The sequence below is a fragment of the Lysinibacillus sp. Ag94 genome (assembly GCF_023242215.1).
GTDB lineage: Bacteria > Bacillota > Bacilli > Bacillales_A > Planococcaceae > Lysinibacillus.
This window is the reverse complement of record NZ_CP096780.1, coordinates 4,039,527-4,061,500: the sequence shown is the minus strand read 5'-3', so window position 1 is coordinate 4,061,500 and position 21,974 is coordinate 4,039,527. Positions and strand designations below refer to the sequence as shown.

20 protein-coding genes and 1 riboswitch are annotated in these 21,974 nt (G+C 36.9%); of the genes, 13 read left to right on the top strand and 7 right to left on the bottom strand.

What is annotated here, in order from left to right:
* The first annotated feature begins 167 nt into the window (after window positions 1-167).
* The gene (locus MY533_RS19170) at window positions 168-1,145 is read left to right on the top strand and encodes a tRNA dihydrouridine synthase (RefSeq protein ID WP_248717203.1); all 978 of its coding nucleotides are present in this window, start codon (window positions 168-170) and stop codon (window positions 1,143-1,145) included.
* 38 nt (window positions 1,146-1,183) lie between these two features.
* On the opposite strand, the gene MY533_RS19165 is transcribed toward MY533_RS19170, so the two are convergent.
* Window positions 1,184-2,107, bottom strand: coding sequence for a GNAT family N-acetyltransferase (locus MY533_RS19165; RefSeq protein WP_248717202.1), 924 nt, complete (start codon window positions 2,105-2,107; stop codon window positions 1,184-1,186).
* Between the two features lie 164 nt (window positions 2,108-2,271).
* Between MY533_RS19165 and MY533_RS19160 the strand changes: the two genes are divergently transcribed.
* Together MY533_RS19160 and MY533_RS19155 are read left to right on the top strand one after the other, a co-directional pair.
* Entirely contained in the window at window positions 2,272-2,409 is a 138-nt protein-coding gene (locus MY533_RS19160) for a response regulator (protein WP_248717201.1), read from the top strand.
* A 315-nt stretch (window positions 2,410-2,724) separates the two neighbouring features.
* A complete protein-coding gene (locus MY533_RS19155; RefSeq protein ID WP_248717200.1) occupies window positions 2,725-3,939 on the top strand; it encodes an MFS transporter in 1,215 nt (404 codons plus the stop codon).
* Between the two features lie 243 nt (window positions 3,940-4,182).
* Here the strand turns inward: MY533_RS19155 and MY533_RS19150 are convergent, their stop codons facing one another.
* Both MY533_RS19150 and MY533_RS19145 read right to left on the bottom strand, forming a co-directional pair.
* Entirely contained in the window at window positions 4,183-4,569 is a 387-nt protein-coding gene (locus tag MY533_RS19150) for a transposase (RefSeq protein ID WP_248717199.1), read from the bottom strand.
* Window positions 4,570-4,860: 291 nt separating this feature from the next.
* On the bottom strand, window positions 4,861-5,058 hold the full coding sequence (locus MY533_RS19145; protein ID WP_053483023.1) for an alpha/beta-type small acid-soluble spore protein: 198 nt from the start codon (window positions 5,056-5,058) through the stop codon (window positions 4,861-4,863).
* 205 nt (window positions 5,059-5,263) lie between these two features.
* Here MY533_RS19145 and MY533_RS19140 point away from each other — a divergent pair, with 205 nt between their 5' ends.
* From MY533_RS19140 to MY533_RS19115, 6 genes are all read left to right on the top strand, one after another.
* Window positions 5,264-5,758 carry a YehS family protein gene (locus MY533_RS19140; RefSeq protein ID WP_248717198.1) on the top strand — a complete coding sequence of 165 codons (495 nt, stop codon included), beginning with the start codon at window positions 5,264-5,266 and terminating at the stop codon, window positions 5,756-5,758.
* A gap of 262 nt (window positions 5,759-6,020) precedes the next feature.
* Entirely contained in the window at window positions 6,021-6,215 is a 195-nt protein-coding gene (locus MY533_RS19135) for a hypothetical protein (RefSeq protein ID WP_132363440.1), read from the top strand.
* A gap of 213 nt (window positions 6,216-6,428) precedes the next feature.
* Window positions 6,429-6,514, top strand: a riboswitch (cyclic di-GMP riboswitch).
* A 108-nt stretch (window positions 6,515-6,622) separates the two neighbouring features.
* On the top strand, window positions 6,623-8,365 hold the full coding sequence (locus MY533_RS19130) for a methyl-accepting chemotaxis protein (RefSeq protein WP_248717197.1): 1,743 nt from the start codon (window positions 6,623-6,625) through the stop codon (window positions 8,363-8,365).
* Window positions 8,365-9,117: an SDR family NAD(P)-dependent oxidoreductase gene (locus MY533_RS19125; protein ID WP_248717196.1), complete on the top strand. Its 753-nt coding sequence runs from the start codon at window positions 8,365-8,367 to the stop codon at window positions 9,115-9,117. The genes MY533_RS19130 and MY533_RS19125 overlap by 1 nt, the downstream gene beginning before the upstream one ends.
* Before the next feature lie 24 nt (window positions 9,118-9,141).
* Window positions 9,142-10,638: a sodium:solute symporter family protein gene (locus MY533_RS19120; protein WP_248717195.1), complete on the top strand. Its 1,497-nt coding sequence runs from the start codon at window positions 9,142-9,144 to the stop codon at window positions 10,636-10,638.
* A 282-nt stretch (window positions 10,639-10,920) separates the two neighbouring features.
* The gene (locus MY533_RS19115; RefSeq protein ID WP_248717194.1) at window positions 10,921-11,604 is read left to right on the top strand and encodes a hypothetical protein; all 684 of its coding nucleotides are present in this window, start codon (window positions 10,921-10,923) and stop codon (window positions 11,602-11,604) included.
* Between the two features lie 173 nt (window positions 11,605-11,777).
* On the opposite strand, the gene MY533_RS19110 is transcribed toward MY533_RS19115, so the two are convergent.
* Window positions 11,778-13,472, bottom strand: coding sequence for a methyl-accepting chemotaxis protein (locus MY533_RS19110; protein ID WP_248717193.1), 1,695 nt, complete (start codon window positions 13,470-13,472; stop codon window positions 11,778-11,780).
* A 305-nt stretch (window positions 13,473-13,777) separates the two neighbouring features.
* Window positions 13,778-14,773, bottom strand: coding sequence for a M23 family metallopeptidase (locus MY533_RS19105; protein WP_305883965.1), 996 nt, complete (start codon window positions 14,771-14,773; stop codon window positions 13,778-13,780).
* A 418-nt stretch (window positions 14,774-15,191) separates the two neighbouring features.
* On the opposite strand from MY533_RS19105, the gene MY533_RS19100 reads away from it, so the two are divergent.
* The 3 genes from MY533_RS19100 to MY533_RS19090 all read left to right on the top strand — a co-directional run bounded on the left by MY533_RS19100 (window position 15,192) and on the right by MY533_RS19090 (window position 19,831).
* The gene (locus MY533_RS19100; RefSeq protein WP_132363512.1) at window positions 15,192-17,087 is read left to right on the top strand and encodes a PrkA family serine protein kinase; all 1,896 of its coding nucleotides are present in this window, start codon (window positions 15,192-15,194) and stop codon (window positions 17,085-17,087) included.
* Window positions 17,088-17,244: 157 nt separating this feature from the next.
* Window positions 17,245-18,402: a sporulation protein YhbH gene (gene yhbH / locus MY533_RS19095; protein WP_248717192.1), complete on the top strand. Its 1,158-nt coding sequence runs from the start codon at window positions 17,245-17,247 to the stop codon at window positions 18,400-18,402.
* 31 nt (window positions 18,403-18,433) lie between these two features.
* Window positions 18,434-19,831 (top strand): SpoVR family protein, encoded by a 1,398-nt coding sequence (locus tag MY533_RS19090; protein WP_248719249.1) that lies wholly within the window; start codon window positions 18,434-18,436, stop codon window positions 19,829-19,831.
* Between the two features lie 300 nt (window positions 19,832-20,131).
* Here MY533_RS19090 and MY533_RS19085 read toward each other — a convergent pair whose 3' ends face one another.
* Window positions 20,132-20,296, bottom strand: a complete 165-nt coding sequence (locus tag MY533_RS19085; protein WP_248717191.1) for a hypothetical protein — start codon at window positions 20,294-20,296, stop codon at window positions 20,132-20,134.
* A gap of 187 nt (window positions 20,297-20,483) precedes the next feature.
* On the opposite strand from MY533_RS19085, the gene MY533_RS19080 reads away from it, so the two are divergent.
* Window positions 20,484-21,359, top strand: a complete 876-nt coding sequence (locus MY533_RS19080) for a radical SAM/SPASM domain-containing protein (RefSeq protein WP_132363425.1) — start codon at window positions 20,484-20,486, stop codon at window positions 21,357-21,359.
* 139 nt (window positions 21,360-21,498) lie between these two features.
* Here MY533_RS19080 and MY533_RS19075 read toward each other — a convergent pair whose 3' ends face one another.
* Entirely contained in the window at window positions 21,499-21,888 is a 390-nt protein-coding gene (locus MY533_RS19075) for a helix-turn-helix domain-containing protein (protein WP_132363424.1), read from the bottom strand.
* Window positions 21,889-21,974: the final 86 nt, after the last annotated feature.

Sequence of the window (21,974 nt, the reverse complement as noted above, 5' to 3'; positions counted from 1 at the left end):
TATATATGAATGAAAATAAACATTACCGACTTTCACAAATTATAAATGCCAAATGTATTTGTGTTTGATAATCAGTTATTGAGCATGATATAAGTGTAAAAGAAGTAGAACATTTGGCTTCATATATTTTGATCGAGAGCTTGAAGTTGAGAGGATTTGAGTTTGACATGATAGATAATTTTTGGCGTGACTTACCGCGACCATTTTTTGTACTTGCACCAATGGAAGATGTGACGGATGTTGTTTTTCGTCATGTAGTAAGTGAAGCCGGTCGACCGGACGTATTTTTCACAGAGTTTACAAACTCGGATAGCTATTGTCATCCAGAGGGCATGAAAAGTGTGCGTGGTCGTTTAATTTTTACAGAAGATGAACAGCCAATGGTGGCACATATTTGGGGGGATAATCCCGAATATTTTCGTCAAATGAGTATTGGTATGGCGGAGCTAGGTTTTAAAGGTATCGATATTAATATGGGTTGTCCTGTACCGAATGTGGCATCGAGAGGGAAAGGTAGTGGCCTTATTCTGCGTCCAGACGTTGCGGCAGAGCTTATTCAAGCGGCAAAAGCAGGAGGACTACCTGTCAGCGTGAAAACACGACTTGGCTTTAAAGAGGTAGATGAGTGGGAGGAGTGGCTAACGCATATTTTAAAGCAGGATATTGCGAACCTTTCTATTCATTTACGTACAAGAAAGGAAATGAGCCAAGTAGATGCGCATTGGGAGCTAATTCCGGAAATCAAAAAATTGCGTGACCGTATTGCACCAAATACGTTGCTAACAATCAATGGAGACATTCCTGACCGTCAAACTGGGCTACAGCTTGCTGAACAATATGGTATTGATGGCGTTATGATTGGACGAGGTATTTTTAAAAATCCTTTTGCTTTTGAAAAAGAGCCGAAAGAGCATAGTAGTAAAGAGTATCTTGATCTTTTAAGACTGCAGCTTGATCTTCAAGATCAATATGCAGAAGTACTACCACGTTCAATCTCTGGGCTGCATCGCTTTTTCAAAATTTATGTTAAAGGTTTCCGTGGAGCTGGTGAATTAAGAAATCAATTGATGAACACGAAATCAACAGATGAAGTGCGTGCATTGCTTGATAACTTTGAATCAAATGTTGATGATGATGAACGGTAGATAAAAAAGAGGGGAAAAGAACCCCTCTTTTTTGTTGCCTAATTCAGTTTTGTAAAGTATCTTATCTCTTCTTTATTCGTATAAAAGCCAACAGATTCGTATAGAGATAAAGCTGACTTATTTGTTGTTAATACCATGAGAGTAGCATTTTGTAACTGATGAGATTTAAGATATTTTAAAGCCTGTGTAAGTAAATACTTGGCTATACCTCGCTTCCTCCATGGTTCACGAACAAAAACGTCCTCTATTACACCATAGTCTTCTTCTTGCCATGCCATCAGTCCGCCAATTATAACGTCTGTTTGACGTATGATCATGGATGTCCATAGCTTGTTGTTCTTGTATTCAGATAACCTATTTAGACCAAGTGGAGTGTCTGGCCAAATTTCGGCTTCTATATCGAGATAATCTCTTTCCTCGCTAGATGTCTCCATCTTCCAGTGTGAGAATTGGAACTCCTCTTGAAGTTTTAACTCAGGAATCGGTTCATTCAAATCGCGATTCATACTATACAAACTATTCAGGGGGAGGTATCCTTTTTGGATAAAAAACTGATTGTTTGCAGTTTCTTCTGAGTCGTTACCAACGCAAAGAATTGTTCCATATTCTTTAGGCAAAGTTTCCTTTAATTGTTGTGCTCTTGTGAAAAGATATTGATAAACTTTATCGAGCAGAGCAATGTCATGTTCTCTGTCAGAAATGGTTTTAAGATTAACGTATATTGAGTGGTTATTCTCTATTGAACGACCGGGGGGTACAACGTTAATGATGCTAACTTGCCCCTTAGCGACCATTTTCCCATTTTCAAATGCGCAATAAACGTTAAGCCAATTATCTTCGTCTCCGACCCACCAAAATGTCGCATTTTCTTTTGCTGTTACGGATTGGTACAATTCTCTAAGTAAAGGCATGTCTTCATGTTCGAAATTACGTATGAAAATTTCTGTTGATGATTGGCTCAAAATAATCCTCCTCGTAGTATAGGATTTCGCAGTTTAGAAGGTTGCTATGCGATATCTATACATTATATATCATGAAATGGTATTATATGTAATAATATTTTTGGTGCTTTAAATAACTCTTTCTAAAATAGCCTGCTACCCATTGCCCAAAAGGAGAATTAACGATGTACAAACTTATGCTTATTGAAGACGATACTGAATTAAGTGCGCTTACTCAAGAAAACTTGGAGCGCTATGGGTATACTGTTGTACAGTCTGAAAACTTTTTGAATATAGGTGAAAATGGCCTCCTATCTAACTAAGAAGGTAATTTTTTCTACTATAAAGCATTGCTTTTTTAATCATAATCTTATAGAATGTAGAACGATATAAATGAACGAAATAAATTTCCTTTAATATGGTCCAGAGAGGCTGAAAAGGGCTACTTGATATTTTAAGGCTAATAATATCTTTGATTTGGCATGCCCTTTTGTCCTCTGTGACAGGAGGGCTTTTATTTTGCATTCAACCTCTTTTAATGGAGTCCCGTGAGGCTTCAAAAGAGAATGGACAAGAATTGTATAATCCATTCCCTCAAAAAGAGCTTTTTATCAACAAGAAACTGGAGGATTGTAAAGATGGATTATCGTAAGAAAACAGTGGTAGCTTCAGTAGCTGGTTTAACGTTGGAAGGGATGGACATTATGTTTATCTCCTTTGCGATGACAATGATTATTTCGGAATTTAACATTGATTTCACAACGGGTGGGCTCATTTCTTCCGTAACGAATATTGGTATGCTGTTAGGCGGCATTATTTTCGGGGTTTTAGCTGATAAGTATGGGCGAGTAAAAGTATTTACTTATACCGTCTTGTTGTTTGCGCTTGGTACAGCTTTAACTGGATTGGCAACAAATATTGAACAAATTTATATGTATAGATTTATCGCTGGTCTTGGTGCAGGGGGCGAATACGGTATTGGTATGGCACTTGTTGCCGAGGCTTGGCCGAAGAATAAGCAAGGAAGAGCCTCTTCCTATGTTAGTGTAGGTGCTCAATATGGAGTTATTTTAGCAGCGTTACTAAGTGCCGTTATTCTTCCTACTTTAGGATGGAGAGCTTTATTCTTTGTGGGAGTGTTACCTGTCATTTTCGCATTCATTGTGCGAAAAAATCTTGAGGAATCACCGGAGTGGCTGGCTGCTCAGAAAAATAAAAAAATCGATAAGCAACATGAAAAAGGTAAGTTGGAGCAGCTATTTGAAACGCCTCGAACTTCGATGACGACAATTTCATTAATCGTTATGGCAACTGTTCAAATTGCTGGTTACAATGGCTTAATGATTTGGTTGCCATCTATGTTGCAAAAATCTCAAGGTCTATCCGTTTCAAGCTCGGCACTTTGGACAATTAGCACAGCAGTTGGCATGATTATTGGGATGCTAACATTTGGACGATTTATGGACCGATATGGTGCAAAGCGTGCTTTCGGAATCTTTTTACTTGCCTCTGCATGTGCTGTGTTTTTATACTCTTATGCCACAGGAAGTGTTGCAATTTTATTAGGTGGTGCGATTGTCGGCTTCTTCTCAAATGGCATGTTCGCAGGGTATGGAGCTTTAATTAGTAGCTTCTATCCGGTGCAAATTCGAAGTACTGCAACAAATACGATTTTTAACTTCGGTAGAGCAATTGGAGGATTTTCACCAATCTTTGTCGGCTATATTCTTCAAAGTTATGATATGACGGTCGTTATGATCTATTTAGCTGCCTTATATTGTATTTCCTTTATCGTGATGCTTACTCTAAAAAAAGGGGCAAGCGAGGCTTTACAACCGGTTGGAATTAAATAAATCACTTATGCCTCGGTATAATTGTGTCCGGAATAAGCTTTTTGTTTAAGCCTGCAGATGTTTTTGCGCGAAAGCGTAGTACTAACGCAGTGTCAGCAACAGCACGATGCAGGTAGTTAGCCGTTATCGCATGGATGCAATGACATCCTTTAAGAACTTCTTTCCGATTCCGTGACATCCGCCGGAGGCTTTAATTCTTTCAGTGGATGTTTTTGACCGGAAGCGTGCGACGGGTACAGATGTTTAAAGACACCCGCTTAAAGAAGTTAAAACATAGTCAAGTCCTTGCCCACGCGATTTGAGACTTTGGAAAAACCGACTCCAACTCTCATAACTTTCAGCGTGGTCCACACTTAAACCTAGTATTTCACGTTTGTTGTTCTCCGTAATAGCTGTGGCAATATAAACAGCCTTAGAGACTATACGATGATGTTCACGTACTTTTATATACATCGCATCTACAAAGAGAAAAGGATAATAAGTTGTATTTAATGGACGCTTGGCCCAAGCATTTACAATCGGATCTAGCTTTTGTGTAAGTGAAGACACAAAGGATTTAGAAACGTTTTCTCCGCAAAGTTGTTCCACAATATGAGTAACTTTGCGTGTTGAAACACCGTTTATCACCATTTCTAACTTTTTCCATAAATTCGTTTAATACTAAAACTATAGCTGATTTAACAACTGTATCAATATTAGAATTGATAATCGAATCTTTTAAAAGATCCATGTCTAGGTTAAACTGTAATTGGGTCATTTTATATTCCTCACTTTACTTTATTTTCGTGGTTGAAAACATTGTAACCAAGAGGAAAGAAAATGACCCCTTTTCTTTTTACACAATTATACGGACTCAATCTAAAACATGAAAGAACGAATGCCAATTTAAAAAAAGCGATTCGTTCTTTTTTAATTTTATTATTATAATAAACCTTTTGAACGTTTTTCAGCCATTTCTACGAGGCGTTTTGTTATTTCTCCCCCGACTGAACCGTTTGCACGAGAAGAGGCTTCTGGCCCTAATTGTACATTAAATTCTTGTGCGATTTCATATTTCAATTGATTAACAGCTTCATGTACACCGGGAACTAGAAGCTTATTTGAACTACGATTAGCCATTTATCTCACCTCCTTGTGATTAGAATGGTCGAGAGTTAGCTAATCATACATGTTAAAAAATAAAATGCACATTCTAAATACTATAGTAAAGTAACTTTTGGAAAGCTAACTAAAATTGTGAATGTCTCTGCTATAATAAAGTAATGCTTCAATTAGGATAGGATTATTAGAAGCGCTTTTACAGTTAAAAATGGAGGTTTTTAAAATGACGAACAATGATATTTTAATTCGTTTAAGATATGCATTAGATATCAAAAATACAGATATGGTAAAAATTTTTCAGCTAGGTGGCATGGACTATACGAAAGAAGAAGTATTGAACATGCTTATTAAAGTTTATGATGAGGAAGAAGCACCAGAAGAATACATTAAATGTAATAATAAAATGTTAGAGGCTTTTTTAAATGGATTTATTACATTTAAACGAGGTCCGCAAAAGCCTATGCCAGGTCAATCAGAAGGACCACTACCTGTTTCAGGAAAAGAAAGCCCTAATAATATGCTATTAAAGAAAGTAAAGATTGCGTTAGCCTTAACGAGTGAGGAGATGCTCGATATTTTATATGATGGAGGCGTTAGCGTTTCGAAAGGCGAATTAGGTGCCATTTTAAGAAATCCAAGTCATCGTAACTATAAAGAATGTGGCGATCGCTTTGTGAGAAATTTTTTAAGAGGGCTGACAGATAAGTATAGAAATTAAAATAACATTCACTGTGGATTGTCAAGTGTGAATTTTGAAGAAAAACTATAGGTTAATGATTAACAAAGCAACTGCCATTTTGCAGTTGTTTTTTTGTGAAAAAATTACGTAAAAAACTCGTTGTGATAAAAATATTCTGCAAAAATCGCGTTTTTCTTAGTTAAATACAATTGACAATTTGTGACGGAATTGTGTACACTAAAAATACATAAAGTTGTCACAAAGAGGAAAAATAAATGTTCACGAACAGAGGGGTGCTTTTATGTTTGGATTAAACATTTTATTAGTTGCTTTCGCATGTGTTACGATTCCGCTTGTTGTTGCTTCAGTAATGTTAGACATTTTTTATGCAGAAAAGAAACAAGTTCGTTTTTCATTACGCCGTACATCTATGTGGTATTCCTGCATGTTTGCTTTAGCATTTATACCGTCGGTTTTATACATGACACTAAAATAATAATCATTTAGGGGTAATTGATTATTTAAAAATTATAGTAGCAGCTACAATTTTGCGTTGTAGCTGTTTTTTATTTCCCTGAAGAGAATTGTGGATGTGCCGAGAAAATTGTGTAATATTATTCATTTTATTGAATTGGTAAAATAGTAAATATTATGTGTTTTTTTATCTAGTTACATTGACTACTTTTACCCATTGTGTTAATTTGAGGAGGAAAAAGATGGGCAAATCTGCTGAAAGGTAGAGACGCAAAGCTACAGGTCTAAGGTAATGAATACTATGATGGCTGAGCTGCAAAGGAGTACTAGTTAAGTACATCTATAGCTAGTCATATTCTTTGATGCCTATTTCTTTTGAAATAGGTTATTTTTTTTGCCCAAAATACGATCAAGGAGGAAGTAATAATCATGAAGTTGTTTAAAAATGTTTCATTAAAAAGCAAACTTTTACTAACGGTTTCTATTATTGTTTTGCTTCTAATTGCTATTATTACTACACAAAGTATTAGAGAATTAAACAATCGAATGTCTGTTGATTTAGAGCAAGAGTTGAAAAGTGTTGGTTTATTGACAGCTATGAATCTTGATAGGAATGATGTTAAAGATTTATTGACTGAAAAGGGAGAGACGAATGCTAAATTTAAAAAAATTCAAAAGCAACTCGATAAGATTCAAGAAGAACAAGGTATTATGAGTTGGAGCTATATTTGGGATGTGAAGGACGCAGATGGCGTTAACCCGATCGGCTATACATCTAATTTGAACGAGGTCTATGAAGCGGGTGAAATCTTTACTGATTTAGCAGATGAACATGTAAAAACGGCTAAATTGGCAATTAAAAATAATAGCACTGCTGTAACTGATATTTTCGAAGATCCTTATGGTTCATGGCGAACTGTGTTTACCCCTATTAATGATGACAATGGCAAGCTCATTGCTTTATTAGGTATTGATTATTCTGCGGACTACATAAATACGATCATTAAAACAAGTGTCATAAAACAAATCGTTCTAGCTGTTATTGGAATTTTACTTCTATTAGTTTTACTCTACATAATTATTGATCGTCTATTAAAACCACTTAAGAAAGTAGTGAACGCTGCAAATCAAGTAGCGAATGGACAATTGATAAATGTAGATTTAGAAATAACGAAGGACGAAATCGGAAATTTATCTAAATCTATTCAAACGATGGTTTCCAATTTACAACATATTATTTTAAATATTAGAAATACATCTGACAACGTTTCTTCAGCTGCTAATCAGCTAACTATTAATGCAGCAGAAACATATAACAGCTCAACAATTATTGCCCAAGACATGGGACAAATCACGCAAAACGCTGAGGCTTCAATGGTTATGACTGAGGAAACGGCTGCTGCTATGGAGGAAACAGCGACAGGCATCCAGCAAATTGCTGACTCTGCTAATACGGCAGCCGAATCATCTATTGCTGCTTCTCAAGCTTCAGAACGTGGAAATCAAGTTGTTCAGCAGGTCATTGCACAAATGGAGTTGATTAATGATTCTGTTGAACAAATCGGTACAACAATAAATGGATTACATATCAATACGAAAAAAATTAGTGATATCGTAAATCTTATTACAGCCATAGCCGATCAAACAAATTTACTAGCTTTGAATGCGGCAATCGAAGCTGCTAGAGCAGGAGAGCATGGCAAAGGCTTCGCGGTTGTCGCTGATGAGGTTAGACGATTAGCGGAACAATCATCACAGTCTGCAACGGAAATATACAATTTAATTAGTACAATACAAGCTGATTCAAATGCCTCGATCACTGTTATGGAAAAAGGGAAAGAAGATGTAAAGGCTGGTATGGAGTTTACAAACGAAGTAGGGGAAATCTTTAAAGAAATTCTCACTTCATCAGAAGAAGTTGCTAGTCAGATACGCGAAATTTCAGCTGCATCTCAACAAATTTCAGCTTCTTCGGAGGAAGTAGCAGCATCTGTCAATAATATTAAGCAATCTGCGGAGCAGTCTTCTGAATTCTCGGCGAATGTGTCAAGTGCAACGCAAGAGCAATTGACGACCATGCAAGAGGTGAAAGAAGCATCTTCTTCATTAGGAAAAACAGCAGAAGAATTGCAGGTACTTGTAGCAAAATTCAAATTGGAGAATGATCAATAATGGACATTAATTTTAAAGGAAAAAATGTACTAATTACGGGTTCAAGTAAAGGAATCGGTAAAGCCATTGCTTTGGGCTTTGCCGAGCATGGGGCCAATATATGTATCAATTATATTGGTGATGAAAATGAAGCAGAGGAGGTTCGTGCGCAAGCAGAAAAGTTTGGTGTACAGGCTATAAAATATAAAGCAGATGTATCGAATTCTCAACAAGTTCAAGCTATGTATCAATATATGGACAAACAGTTAGGCGAAATTGATGTTCTTGTCAATAATGCTGGGTTCGCGCAGGCTTCAAGCATTACGGATTTAACAGATGAGCAGTGGGATAAAATGATCAAAGTTCATCTATATGGTTGTTTCTACAATTGTCGAGAAGCAGCAAAAAGAATGAAAGAACGAAACAACGGAAAAATGATTAATATTTCTTCAGATATTGGTAGTTTAGGTTGTGAGGAATTTACGCATTATTCTGCTGCAAAGGGTGGTATTAATGCATTTACGAAGGCTTTGGCACGAGAGTTAGCACCTTCGATACTAGTCAATGCAGTAGCTCCTAGTGGTACATTTACAGACATTCTGAAGGAATTTGGAGAGAATTATATAGAGGAAGAGTCTGCTAAATATCCGTTAAAACGATTGGCTCAACCAGAAGAAATCGCAAAGACCGTATTATTTTTAGCTTCAGAAAATGCGAATTTCTATACGGGTCAAGTATTAACACCAAATGGCGGAGTCGTTATGAACGGTTAATGTGAAAAACTGAGGAGCAATACTATGTTAAATATAATGATCTTTAGCTTATACTTAATTTTTATTTATTACATTGGATATAAAGGATACAAACGAGTTAATACTGCGGAGGATTTAATTGTTGCTGGGTGGAGCATGCCTTTATCTGTTGTCACAGGAAGTCTAGTGGCTGCCTTATTAGCAGCCCCATTCTTCTTTGCAGCAGTAGGCTCTGGTTATACAAGTGGCGGCTTTGAAGGTTCAGCGACAATGGGTGGTTTAGGGACTTGTATGATTCTTGGAGCACTCATTTGGACGAAGCCATTACGTAGATTAAAGGGCTGGACATTAGCAGATTACTATGGATTAAGATATGGCAGTAAAAAGCTCGGGGCTTATACAGGCGTCGTAATGGCGATTGCCTTTGGTGTCTTTAATGCTGCTGCGTTAACAGTTGGTGGCACGTATATTATTCAGCAGCTATTACAAATTGATTTCGTACCAGCAGCATTACTTTTTGTATCATTAACTGCCTTATATTCTGTAATTGGGGGCCTTTGGGCTGTAGCCTATACGGAAATTGTTCAAGGGGCACTGGCAGTAGCGGGTATAGTAGGGATCACAATTTTTATCTTATTCTATTACCCAGATGTAACATTTAACCCGGAGTGGTGGAATATTAGTGAACTCTTCAATAAGGCTGGAGCAGAGTTTTGGACATTATATCTTGTGTTAGCACTTGGTGATATTCCGGCAGTGGACTTAGGACAACGGGTAGCCGCGGCTAAAAGTCCAAAAGTAGCTCAGCGCAGTATGATTATAGCTGGGACTATTATTATCGCGATTAGCTGGATTCCGGGTATGCTAGGAGAAGCGTTCAAAACGATTTATCCTGGTAGTACAAATCCAGAGACATTGATGCTTGCCTTTGCTCAAGGATATTTCCCACCGTTATTAGCAGCTATCTTTTTAACAGCAATGGCAGCGATGGGAATGTCTACGGTAGCCGCGTGTTATGTTGCAACTTCAGGAATTGTCACAAAAAACATTTATTTAGACTTTATTAATCGTAACCCAGATCCTAAAAAACTATTAAAATTTTCAAGACTTATTATTATTTTAAGTGCTTTGCTTGGTTTAGTTTTAGCGGTCAGCTTCCAGAAAGTCATTGATTTAGCCTACTTGGCATGGGATATTATATTCGTAACAATTTTCTGGCCAATCGTTTTAGGGCCGTTTTGGAAGCGAGTAAGTACACCTGCAGTTTGGGCGAGTATATCTGTCGGGTTAGTTTATTACATTCTTACATCTTTAACACATGTGCCTAGTCTTCCTATCCAATCAGAGGGATTTTTAGGTTTATTAAATGAGCTGTGGCAGGCACCTGTTTTCTCAGGCGTTGTGATCACAGGTATTACAATTGTTATTGTTAGTTTGATTATTCCACCTTCACAACATGTTCTCGAGATGCATAAAATTGAAAAAGATAAGACTTTAGACAATGTAGGCAGTAAAGAGGAATTAAAGGAACATTCAAATTGATATTTATGATAAATAAAAACGGAAATAAGAGGGCATTGATTTTCAATGCCCTCATGTTTTTTATGCGGAAAATAACACTAGCTTGTTTTGGCCAAAAAAAAGTAAGTTTTCACATAGATAATAAGGCTGTACGTGATGGGGCAATCAAGATATCCTCCATTCTAATGACAGAAGAACGGATTCCCGCAGAAATTAAGAATGAAAAGATAATCATTAGAATAAAATTTCTATTAACATGGATGAAATAAACCTATCGATTATCTTTTTGAGGGTGGGATATGGATGAAAACCATTTTTCTTGTATTTCTAGGAATGACCTATTTATTACTAGCAAAGTTAGTCGAAGCGGCTATCTTTAGCAACATCTATTTTTTAATTGGTTTAGGAGTATTAATAGCAGGAATTATGCGATATGTTAAAGAATGGTATATCTATAACGATAGATTAAATGAAATGAAAGAGGCGAGTGAGGAGGAGCTTATGGCTATCCCTCATACGCATTGCATCATCTCAAATGATTGTTTAAATGCTTTATTACTAAATGAACCAACAAATACACTTTTTCTCGTAAGTAGAGAAAATTTAGAAGAAGATTTGATTAAAAAAGAAATCTCATTCAATAAAATATATGAAGTTGCTATAGTAGAGGACGACATATATATTGCTAGGACTAGCAACAGTTTAATAGGTGGTTCATTACTTGGTGAAGATCTGGATATAGAAGAGGAGTTCGATGATGAGGACCTTGAGGATAACGCTGTGTCTCAATTGACGTTGAAAATTGTCGCTGATAACTTATCTGATCCTATTCTAGAATATGATTTTCTGGATAATGGTGAGCCTATATCAAGAGAAGAGGATGAGTATCAAGAAGCGTTACAGTTATGTGAGGAATGGTTTCAGAAGATCAGTGTTATTATCAAACGTTATGAGCTTGAAAGGGTACCCATTAGACAGTGGCAATAAATTAATATGTAGAAATGAAAGCTATCTCGAACGTAATGTCGAGATAGCTTTTTTATAGCTTGATATTTTAAACGTTAAGTAGTGAACCGAAGTGTACCAAACTGCTCGGGGTACAAAGAAATCTCTGTTAAAGACCTAACACGTTCACGTTCTCCAAATTAAGAACCTGTACTTTAAATTTTAAATTGCTGTAATTGGATATTTAGCTCTTCAGCCATACTAGCGAGTTGATTTGCACTTCTTGAAATTTCCTCCATAGTAGCGGCAGTTTCCTCTATTGTTGCTGTTGTTTGTTCTACACCAGCTGCAGACTCTTGAGAAATAGAAGCCATTTCATCAATAGAGACATTGATAGACTCGGAATTTTGAGCAACTTTATTAAGATTGCCTGAAATGGTATTTATGTTAAGGATCATTTCTTCAACGGCTTCCGAAATTTGGTCAAATGTTTCGTTTGTTTGATTTAGTTGGGCGTTTCCTCTTTTTACTTCCTCATAGCCGGATTGCAGAGCAGCTGTTACATTGCCAGTTTCTCCTTGAATACGGTTGACGATTGTTGAAATATCAGTGACAGAGAATTGTACTTGTTCTGCCAGTTTACGAACTTCATCGGCTACAACTGCAAAACCTTTACCATGCTCTCCTGCGCGAGCCGCTTCGATGGCAGCGTTTAAGGCAAGTAAATTTGTTTGATTTGAAATGTCATCAATGACAGAAACAAGTTTGGAAATTTCAGCCGACTGCACATTCAAGCCTTCAACTTTTTTCACTGAATTTAACACAATCTCATTAATAGCTGCCATTTGTTGTGTTGACTGTATCATTAAGTCTTTACCAGTTGTTGTTAGTTCTTGTACATGACTTGAATGTTCTTTTAATTTAATGCCTTCCTGTGTTGTTTCGTGAATACTACGTTGGAAAGAAGACATTGTTCCGGCTAAATCACCTGCTGTAGATGCTTGCGTTTCTGTGCCAGAGGCTAGCTCCTGCATAGTCACGGTAATTTGTTCTGTACCTGTTTGCACTTCATTCGAAGATTGGGCCAGCTCCTCGCTACTAGAAGCTACTGTTTCGGAAACGGTATAGATTGAGCTAATCGTTTGCTTTAATTTTTCATTCATTTCATTGGCGGAAAGCATTAATTGACCAATCTCATCACGATGAGTTACTGGAAGTAGTTCATGTTGCAAATTGCCATCCGCTAATTCACTCATACGCTTTGTGACAATTGTAATAGGCTTAGAAATATCTCTAGCAGTGACAATAGCGATTAGGACACCCGCGATTGTCAATACGATGCTAACAATCAGTCCAACTGTTTTATTGCTTAAACTTGTTGATACAACGTCATCACCTACCGTAGTAATGGCATCCGAGCGTTTATTGGCTAAGTCTTCATAACCAATACGAACTTCGGTTACAAGATTATTCATAGCTGTTAAATTTTTTAATGCTAATTCTCTATCACCTTTTTTATAAACATCGAATACTTCGGTGTTAACGCGATTGCTCCATGTACGTGCCATTTCTACTAGCGCATCACGCTCAGGTGTATTTTCGTATTGCTCTACAATACTGTTATTTTCCTCTGCGATTTTACGATATTCATTAAACGTTTCTATGTATTTTTCATCACCAGATACTACATAACTTAAAGCTGATGAGAGACGAACGCTCATAGACATTGCTAAATTTTTACTTGCCGTTAAGACTTGTAAATCTTCTTTTACTAAACCTTCTGCTTGTTCTTCCATCTTATTATTAGAAATATAAGAATAGGCTGTAAAACAAACCACTAATACTAATAAAAGAAGAAATGCACTTAATATTCGAGCTTTAAGTGTTTTAAACTGAAAAATACCTTTCATCTTTTCCCACCCTTTGCTAAATGGTCTATAAAATATAATTGTTGTTATAGTACAAATATTATTTTATAACTAATTCTTTAGATAAATAAGCCCTTTTATTGGAAAAGTGAAAAATAGTTTTTTAGTACAATAATATTTTGGTGTTAATGGGGGAGGTAGTTAAAAATATAGTGTCTTATGCGCAATTATGGATATTTTTTATTGTTTTTATGTATTTTTTCCTATTTAAAAAAAGCACTTGCTGCACAAGTGCACCAAGCGCTCTCAAATCAGAAAAGAAAACACATCTTCATCTCGCCATTTTATTATTGTTGTTTTGCTTTTTTAGCTAGTCGTTCCCATTGTAGTAATGAAGGATATGGATCAAATGCCCATTCTGTACGTCCATTGAACTTATAAATGCCATAGTGAAGATGAGGCGGGAATTTTCCGGACGTTCCTTCTTTACCGTAACCAGAACTACCAACATAACCGAGAACAGTTCCAGGCTCGACAAAGTCGCCTACATTAATCTTCTTATTATAACTACCAAGATGGGCATAATAATGATATGAGTTATGATTATCGCGAACTCCTATGCGCCAACCACCAAATTGGTTCCAGCCCTTTATTTCCACTACTCCATAAGAGGTAGAAAGTACGGGAGTACCATAGCTGGCGAAAATATCTGTTCCTTCATGAATACGGCGTCCACCCCAGCCCCTATTGTCTCCCCATGTACTCCGATAACTGTAATCGTAATTAGTAGGAATTGGGAATGTGTGGTCATCGAGCTCAGTTGATTTGAAATGACTATACATTTTGGAAATGGTGAAGATTTGATTTACGGCCTGTTCACTTCCGTAATATTCCCATAAAGCTAATTTAAAGTCCTCATCAGTTGTTCCAAATTTACTTAAAAATGTAGCCATGGAGAAAATTATATCGGCATCATCCTTTGGGCTAGCAACTCCGTCACCATTGCCATCTAGTCCCATCCCGCCAAAGTAACTAATTGTTTCTGGGCGAGTATCATCTCGTACAGGATTTAAAGCACCTGACCAATATTCATCAGAAAATTGAATGGCAATGATACCATCCCGTTTCGGAATATCTTTGCGAACGGATTGTAAATTTCGTTCATATTGATCAATGGCTGCTAAGAAATGCCATGGGATAAGTAATTCATCAAATTGTACGTAATGGGCCATACGTTGTTGCACAATTTCTTCTTGGGTTGGTTCTTCTTTTGCTAAAGCGACAGAGGGAGTAAAACTCCATAATAACATCCATAATAAAAGGAATATAAAATGGCGATTCAAATAGTGGACCTCCTTTCTAACGTTAGAATAACCGAATTTTTTATCTTCATTCAGCACTTTTTGTGGGAAAATGAAGCGGTAGAAATGAGCAATTTTTGTGAAAGACGAGCGGCAGCAATGTTTTTTGTGCGAAAGCGAAGTGTAACGTAGCGGCAGCAACAGGATGTAAGCCTTCATTCCATTATGCTGATCCCCAAAAAGTCACACACTCCACTCCAATCAACTAATAAGCCGAAAAACGAAAGGCGATACGTTTAAAGTTTTCATTCTTTTTATCGTTAGCGTTTAAATTCCTGTTTTTCAGAGGAAAAAATTAAAGGCAATAAGAAGAAATTCAGACAAAGAAAAAGTAATGGGTATCATAATGTCATTTCCTTCATACTATGTTATAAATCAAGCCCTGAATGGAGGGAAGGCTATCAACATTTTAGATAAAGTGAAAAGCTATCGCGAAGAAGAAAATCGGCTAAAGTGGGAAGGTACATTTGCAGATTACTTAAACATCATCAAGGAAAGACCTGAAGTTGCTCAAACGGCCCATTCACGCGTCTACAATATGATAAAAAGTGCTGGTGTAGAGGAACGCGATGGGCAAAAAATGTATGAATTTTTTGGGCAAGAAATTTTTGGGCTTGAAACAGCAATTGAAAGACTGGTGGAGGAATATTTCCATCCAGCAGCGCGAAGATTGGATGTTAGAAAACGTATTTTGTTATTAATGGGACCAGTAAGTGGTGGTAAATCAACAATAGTAACCTTGTTGAAACGTGGACTCGAGCATTTTTCGAGAACAGACGAAGGTGCAGTTTTCGCAATTAAGGGATGCCCAATGCATGAGGATCCCCTACATTTAATTCCACATCATTTGCGTAATGATTTTTATGAGGAGTATGGAATACGAATTGAAGGAAGCTTATCGCCTTTAAATACGATGCGTCTTGAAAAAGAGTACGATGGACGTATTGAAAATGTGATGATTGAACGTATTACTTTTTCTGAAGACAAACGTGTGGGCATAGGAACATTTACGCCGTCAGATCCAAAATCGCAAGATATTGCCGATTTAACAGGTAGTATTGATTTCTCTACAATTGGAGAATTCGGTTCAGAATCTGACCCTCGTGCTTATCGCTTTGATGGTGAGTTAAATAAGGCAAACAGAGGCATGATGGAGTTCCAAGAAATGCTAAAGCTTGATGAAAAATTCTTATGGAATTTATTGTCTTTAACACAGGAAGGTAATTTTAAAGCGGGACGATTTGCATTGATTAGTGCAGATGAGTTAATTGTTGCGCATACAAACGAAACGGAATATCGTTCATTTATTTCAAATAAAAAGAATGAGGCGTTACATTCACGTATTATTGTCATGCCGATTCCGTATAACTTAAAAGTTAGTCAGGAAGAATTGATTTACGAAAAAATGATTAAAGAAAGCGATATGTCACATGTGCATATTGCGCCGCATGCATTGAAGGCCGCAGCAATCTTTTCGGTTCTAACAAGGCTGGAAGTACCGAAAAAACAAGGTGTGGATCTTATTAAAAAAATGCGACTGTACGACGGAGAAAATGTGGAGGGATTTAATTCCGTTGACTTAGAGGAGCTTAAAAAAGAGTTTCCGAACGAAGGCATGAACGGTATTGATCCACGGTATATTATTAATCGTATTTCTTCTGCTATTATTCGAAAAGAGATACCATCTATTAATGCGTTAGATGTTCTACGTGCACTAAAGGATGGGCTTGACCAGCATGCTTCCATTTCTCAGGAAGATCGAGAAAAATATATGAACTATATTGCAGTTGCTCGAAGAGAGTACGATGAAATTGCCAAGAATGAAGTGCAAAAAGCATTCGTTTATTCGTATGAAGAGTCTGCGAAAACATTGATGAATAATTACCTCGATAATGTAGAGGCGTTTTGTAATAAAAATAAAATTTTCGATCCACTGACTGGTGAGGAAATGAATCCTGATGAAAAGTTAATGCGCTCTATTGAAGAGCAAATAGGCATTTCGGAAAATGCCAAAAAAGCATTCCGTGAGGAGATATTAATCCGTATTTCTGCTTATGCTCGAAAAGGTAAGCGTTTTGACTATAATTCTCATGAAAGATTACGGGAAGCAATACAGAAAAAATTATTTGCGGATCTTAAGGATGTCGTAAAAATTACAACATCTTCAAAAATGCCGGATGAATCACAGCTGAAAAAGATTAATGAGGTTGTGGCAAGACTTGTTGATGAGCATGGCTATAATACAACGTCTGCTAATGAATTATTGCAGTATGTTGGTAGTCTGTTAAATCGTTAGTGCTTTGACCTATTCAGTGGAAACTATAAGACTATTGATAGGAATGAATAGGAGTGTCCCATTTTAGGGCACTCCTTTTATCTTCATATAAGTTCAAGAAAGCGCATGACTAGCATAGTATAGAAAAAGCGAATTTGATAGATGGGTGAGGATAAAAATGACTGAAAACGATCATAAACGTTTTGCCATTTCTCAGGAAAATTGGTCCCTCCATCGTAAAGGGCACCAGGACCAGCAACGGCATATGGAAAAAGTAAAAGATGCTATTAAGAATAATTTACCTGATTTAGTTAGTGAAGAAAGTATTGTCATGTCCAATGGTCGCGAGGTAATTAAAATACCGATACGTTCACTTGATGAATATAAAATTCGATATAACTATGATAATTCCAAGCATGTTGGGCAAGGTCAAGGAGACAGTAATGTAGGTGATGTAGTTGCACGTGATCCCAGCAAAGGTAATCAGGCTAATGGTAAAGGAAAAGAAGCTGGTGACAAGCCAGGTCAGGATTATTATGAAGCTGAAGTAAGCATTGAAGAGGTTCAAAATGTGTTATTTAACGAGCTTGAGCTACCAAACCTACAGCAAAAAGAAAAAGCGGATATTAAGACGGAAAAAATTGAGTTTAACGATATTCGGAAAAAAGGTTTAATGGGAAATGTCGATAAAAAGCGCACAATCCTTAATGCGCTAAAGCGTAATGCTATGCAAGGAAAACCAGACATTACGCCAATTCATAATGATGATCTGCGTTTTAAAACGTGGGATGAAGTGGAAAAACCTGAATCGAAGGCAGTGGTCCTTGCCATGATGGATACAAGTGGCTCCATGGGCTCCTTCGAAAAATATTGCGCAAGGAGCTTCTTCTTTTGGATGACCAAATTTTTGCGCTCCAAGTATGAAACAGTGGAAATTGAGTTTATTGCGCATCATACTGAGGCGAAAGTAGTAACAGAAGAGGAGTTTTTTACGAAGGGAGAAAGCGGTGGAACGATTTGTTCATCTGCTTATATAAAGGCATTGGAACTAATTCGGGATAAGTATAATCCCGCTCGCTATAATATTTATCCAGTACATTTTTCAGATGGTGAAAATATATCGATGGATAATGAAAAGTGCTTGAAGCTAGTAGGAGAGTTAATGGATGTATCGAGCATGTTTGGATATGGTGAAGTCAATCAGCATAACCGCTTTTCTACACTTATGTACACTTACAAAAAAATAGATGATCCTAAATTTAGATATCATATTTTGAGAAAAAAAGGCGATGTATATGATGCCTTAAAGAGCTTTTTCAAAAAAGATGAATCTTAAATCATGTTAAGGAGGAGGCGGAAAAGTGGAGATGAACGAGCTTGAACGAGCAATTGATGAAATCACAGAAATTGCCTCAAGCTTTGGCTTAGATTTCTTTCCAATGCGCTATGAAATTTGTCCAGCAGATATTATTTATACATTTGGCGCATATGGTATGCCTACTCGATTTTCACATTGGAGCTTCGGTAAACAATTCCACAAAATGAAGCTTCAATATGATTTAGGGCTAAGTCAAATCTATGAGCTAGTGATTAACTCTAACCCTTGTTATGCATTTTTACTTGATACTAATACGTTAACACAAAATAAATTGATTATTGCGCATGTATTGGCGCACTGCGATTTCTTTAAAAATAATGTACGCTTCTCCAATACTAGAAGAGATATGGTGGAGAGTATGACTGCAACAGCTGAACGGATAGCTGGCTATGAAAGAGAATATGGAAAGGAAGAGGTCGAACAGTTTTTAGATGCGGTTTTAGCGATTCAGGAGCATATCGATCCTTCCCTTTTACGACCAAAATTGTCTTGGGATACCGAAGATGACCTTGAAGAGGAAAATCCTCAAGTAAAGTCACCGTATGATGATCTTTGGCGTTTAGACGATAAGGAAAGTGAGTATAGATCGGTAAGGCGAAAAATAAAGCACTTCCCGCCAAAGCCAGAAAAAGATATATTGCTATTTTTAGAGGAGCATAGTCGAGAGCTCGAGGACTGGCAGCGAGATATATTAACGATGATGCGTGAGGAAATGCTTTATTTTTGGCCACAATTAGAGACAAAAATAATGAATGAGGGCTGGGCTTCATTTTGGCATCAACGCATCATGCGTGAGCTTAAGCTAACAACAGCGGAAACGATTGAATATGCGAAATTAAATGCAGGTGTTGTGCAGCCTTCAAAAACATCCATTAATCCTTATTACCTTGGTGTGAAAATTTTTGAGGATATTGAGAACCGCTATAATCATCCAACGGAAGAGATGAGAAAGCAAGGTGTTCAGCCAAACTCTGGTCGAGAGAAAATGTTTGAGGTTAGAGAGATAGAATCGGATATATCTTTTATCCGTAACTATTTAACGAAGGATTTAGCAAAACGTGAAGATCTATATTTGTTCCAGAAAAAGGGCAGTGAATACCGTATTACAGATAAGGAGCATGAAATGGTACGAGATCAGCTCGTATCGATGCGTGTAAACGGGGGATTCCCATATATCGTCGTTAAAAATGGAGATTACCTTCGAAACGGAGAGCTTTATTTAGTACATGGCTATGAAGGGATGGAGCTCGATCCACACTATTTAGAAAACGTTTTGCCATATATTTATCAGCTATGGGGTCGTCCTGTACATCTAGAAACAAATGTAGATGGAAAGCCAATGCTTTATTCATATGATGGGACAAAAAATTATAAACGCAATGTGTGAGGTATTACGAAAAAACTTCTATCTGTGGTATGAAATATCCCGGCAGATAGAAGTTTTTTGCAGTCCAGAATCAAGGTTCATCGCCTATGTTCCGCCAAGGCGTTTTCCTGGAGGCGTTCGATGAGAGCGGTAAACTTTATTTGTTGTTATTTTCATCTACACTACTTTTACTATGAAGCACCCTACTGTCTCTTACTTTTATGCCTTGTTGTCCGCCAGCTTCATCGTTATTGTCACCAGCAATACCGCTTCAGCCGTTCCCATCAGCAAATTTGGGGTTTGTATTTCTAGTACTGCCATTTATGCATTTTGACCGCCTTCATTGGCCTTAGTACCGACATCCTTATTTATTTGTCCTCCACCTTCAGCCCTTTCAAAATGGATTTCTTTATTGCCAATATTAATAGTAAGATGGATGGTAATATGATTTTTAGATGGATCTTTTGATTGTTCTTTATCAGGCATAATTTTCACCTCCTTTATTTTAGCATTACTATTATGTTATTAATCTTTCTTTAGCTTACTTGTTCATGTAGCCCTAAAAAGTATAAATAATGTGAGGGGATGGAGACTGAAAAACTGTTCCTTATCGTAAAATTTGATAAAATGAATAGGATTTGAATATAAGAAGAACTGGAACGGTGAAATAACGTTGAGAACATTTAAAAAGGTTTATATAGAAATAACGAGTGTCTGTAATTTAGCATGTAGCTTTTGTCCACCAACCGCTCGTGCAAAGGGGCTTATTAAAGTAGAACAATTTAATAAAATATTGGATGAAATACGGCCTCATACGAAATATATTTATTTGCATGTAAAAGGAGAGCCACTTTTACACCCACGTATTGATCAGCTACTTGACGCAGCACATGAGAAAGGTTTTAAAGTTAACATTACAACGAACGGTACACTGATTAAAAAGAATCGTGAAAAGATACTAGGGAAACCAGCCTTACGCCAAATCAATTTTTCTTTGCATAGCTTCGACGGTCATGAGGGATCAGAAAATCGTGAGAAATATTTAGGGGATATATTAGATTTTGTGCGTGCTTCGAAAGACTATAATACGATTATTTCATATCGATTATGGAATTTACAAAAGGATCATGTAACAGATATTGCAGCACGGAGAAATCGTGAAACGCTTGAAATTCTAGAAAATGAATATAATCTTGATTATCGCATCGAAGAAAAAGTGCAGCCTGGTAAAGGGGTAAAGATTGCTAATAATATTTATTTAAATCAGGATCATGAATTCAAGTGGCCAAGCTTACTGGAAGCGGAGGATGAAGGCAAAGGCTTTTGCCATGCACTACGAAGCCAAGCCGCTATTTTAGTGGACGGTACAGTAGTGCCTTGCTGTCTTGATGGTGAGGGCGTTATTAATTTGGGAAATGTGAATGAGCAATCCTTTACAGACATTGTTCAAGGACAACGGGCAAATAATATTGTCGACGGATTTTCACGTAGAGAAGCTGTAGAAGAGCTATGCAGAAAATGTGGCTATCGTCAAAAGTTTGGAATGTAAAAAAAGATCCATTTGGTTGTAGACTAAATGGATCTTTTATATGGTTAAAACAATGGCATGCCACCATGATAAAACAGGCTCATCACCAATGGATGATATCGGTTGAAAAAATAAGGCTAGCCATCAAACAGCTCCAACGTTATTGATTATTGGAGCTGTTTTTCTTTGATTGTGAATCAATAGTATCTAAAAAATCCTTCGTAATGCGTACTACGTATTTCACTTCGTCTAAATTGCGCTCCCTTAATACTGATCGATGTATATCAAGCATAAGATTTTTTTCTTCAATATCAGTAACACCGGATAATTTTTGAAAATTAAAAAGCTCCTCAGGGGCAATATCTAATGCTTTCATTAGCGTTTCTAAAGTGCTTAATGTGATATTAGACTGTCCGTGTTCAATGTTTGAGATTCGTCCTTTACTAAAACCTAGTTTCCCCGTTTTTTCTGCCACTTCTTCCTGACTAAGCCCTTTAGATACCCTAATAATACGGAGTTGTTCGCCTACTAGCTTTAAAAAGTCTGACATATGATTCACCTCTATGTAAAAAGCTAGTGAAAAACATTAAAAATGCCTATACCATTATAGTGGTATAATAGAGATAATGTTCTAAT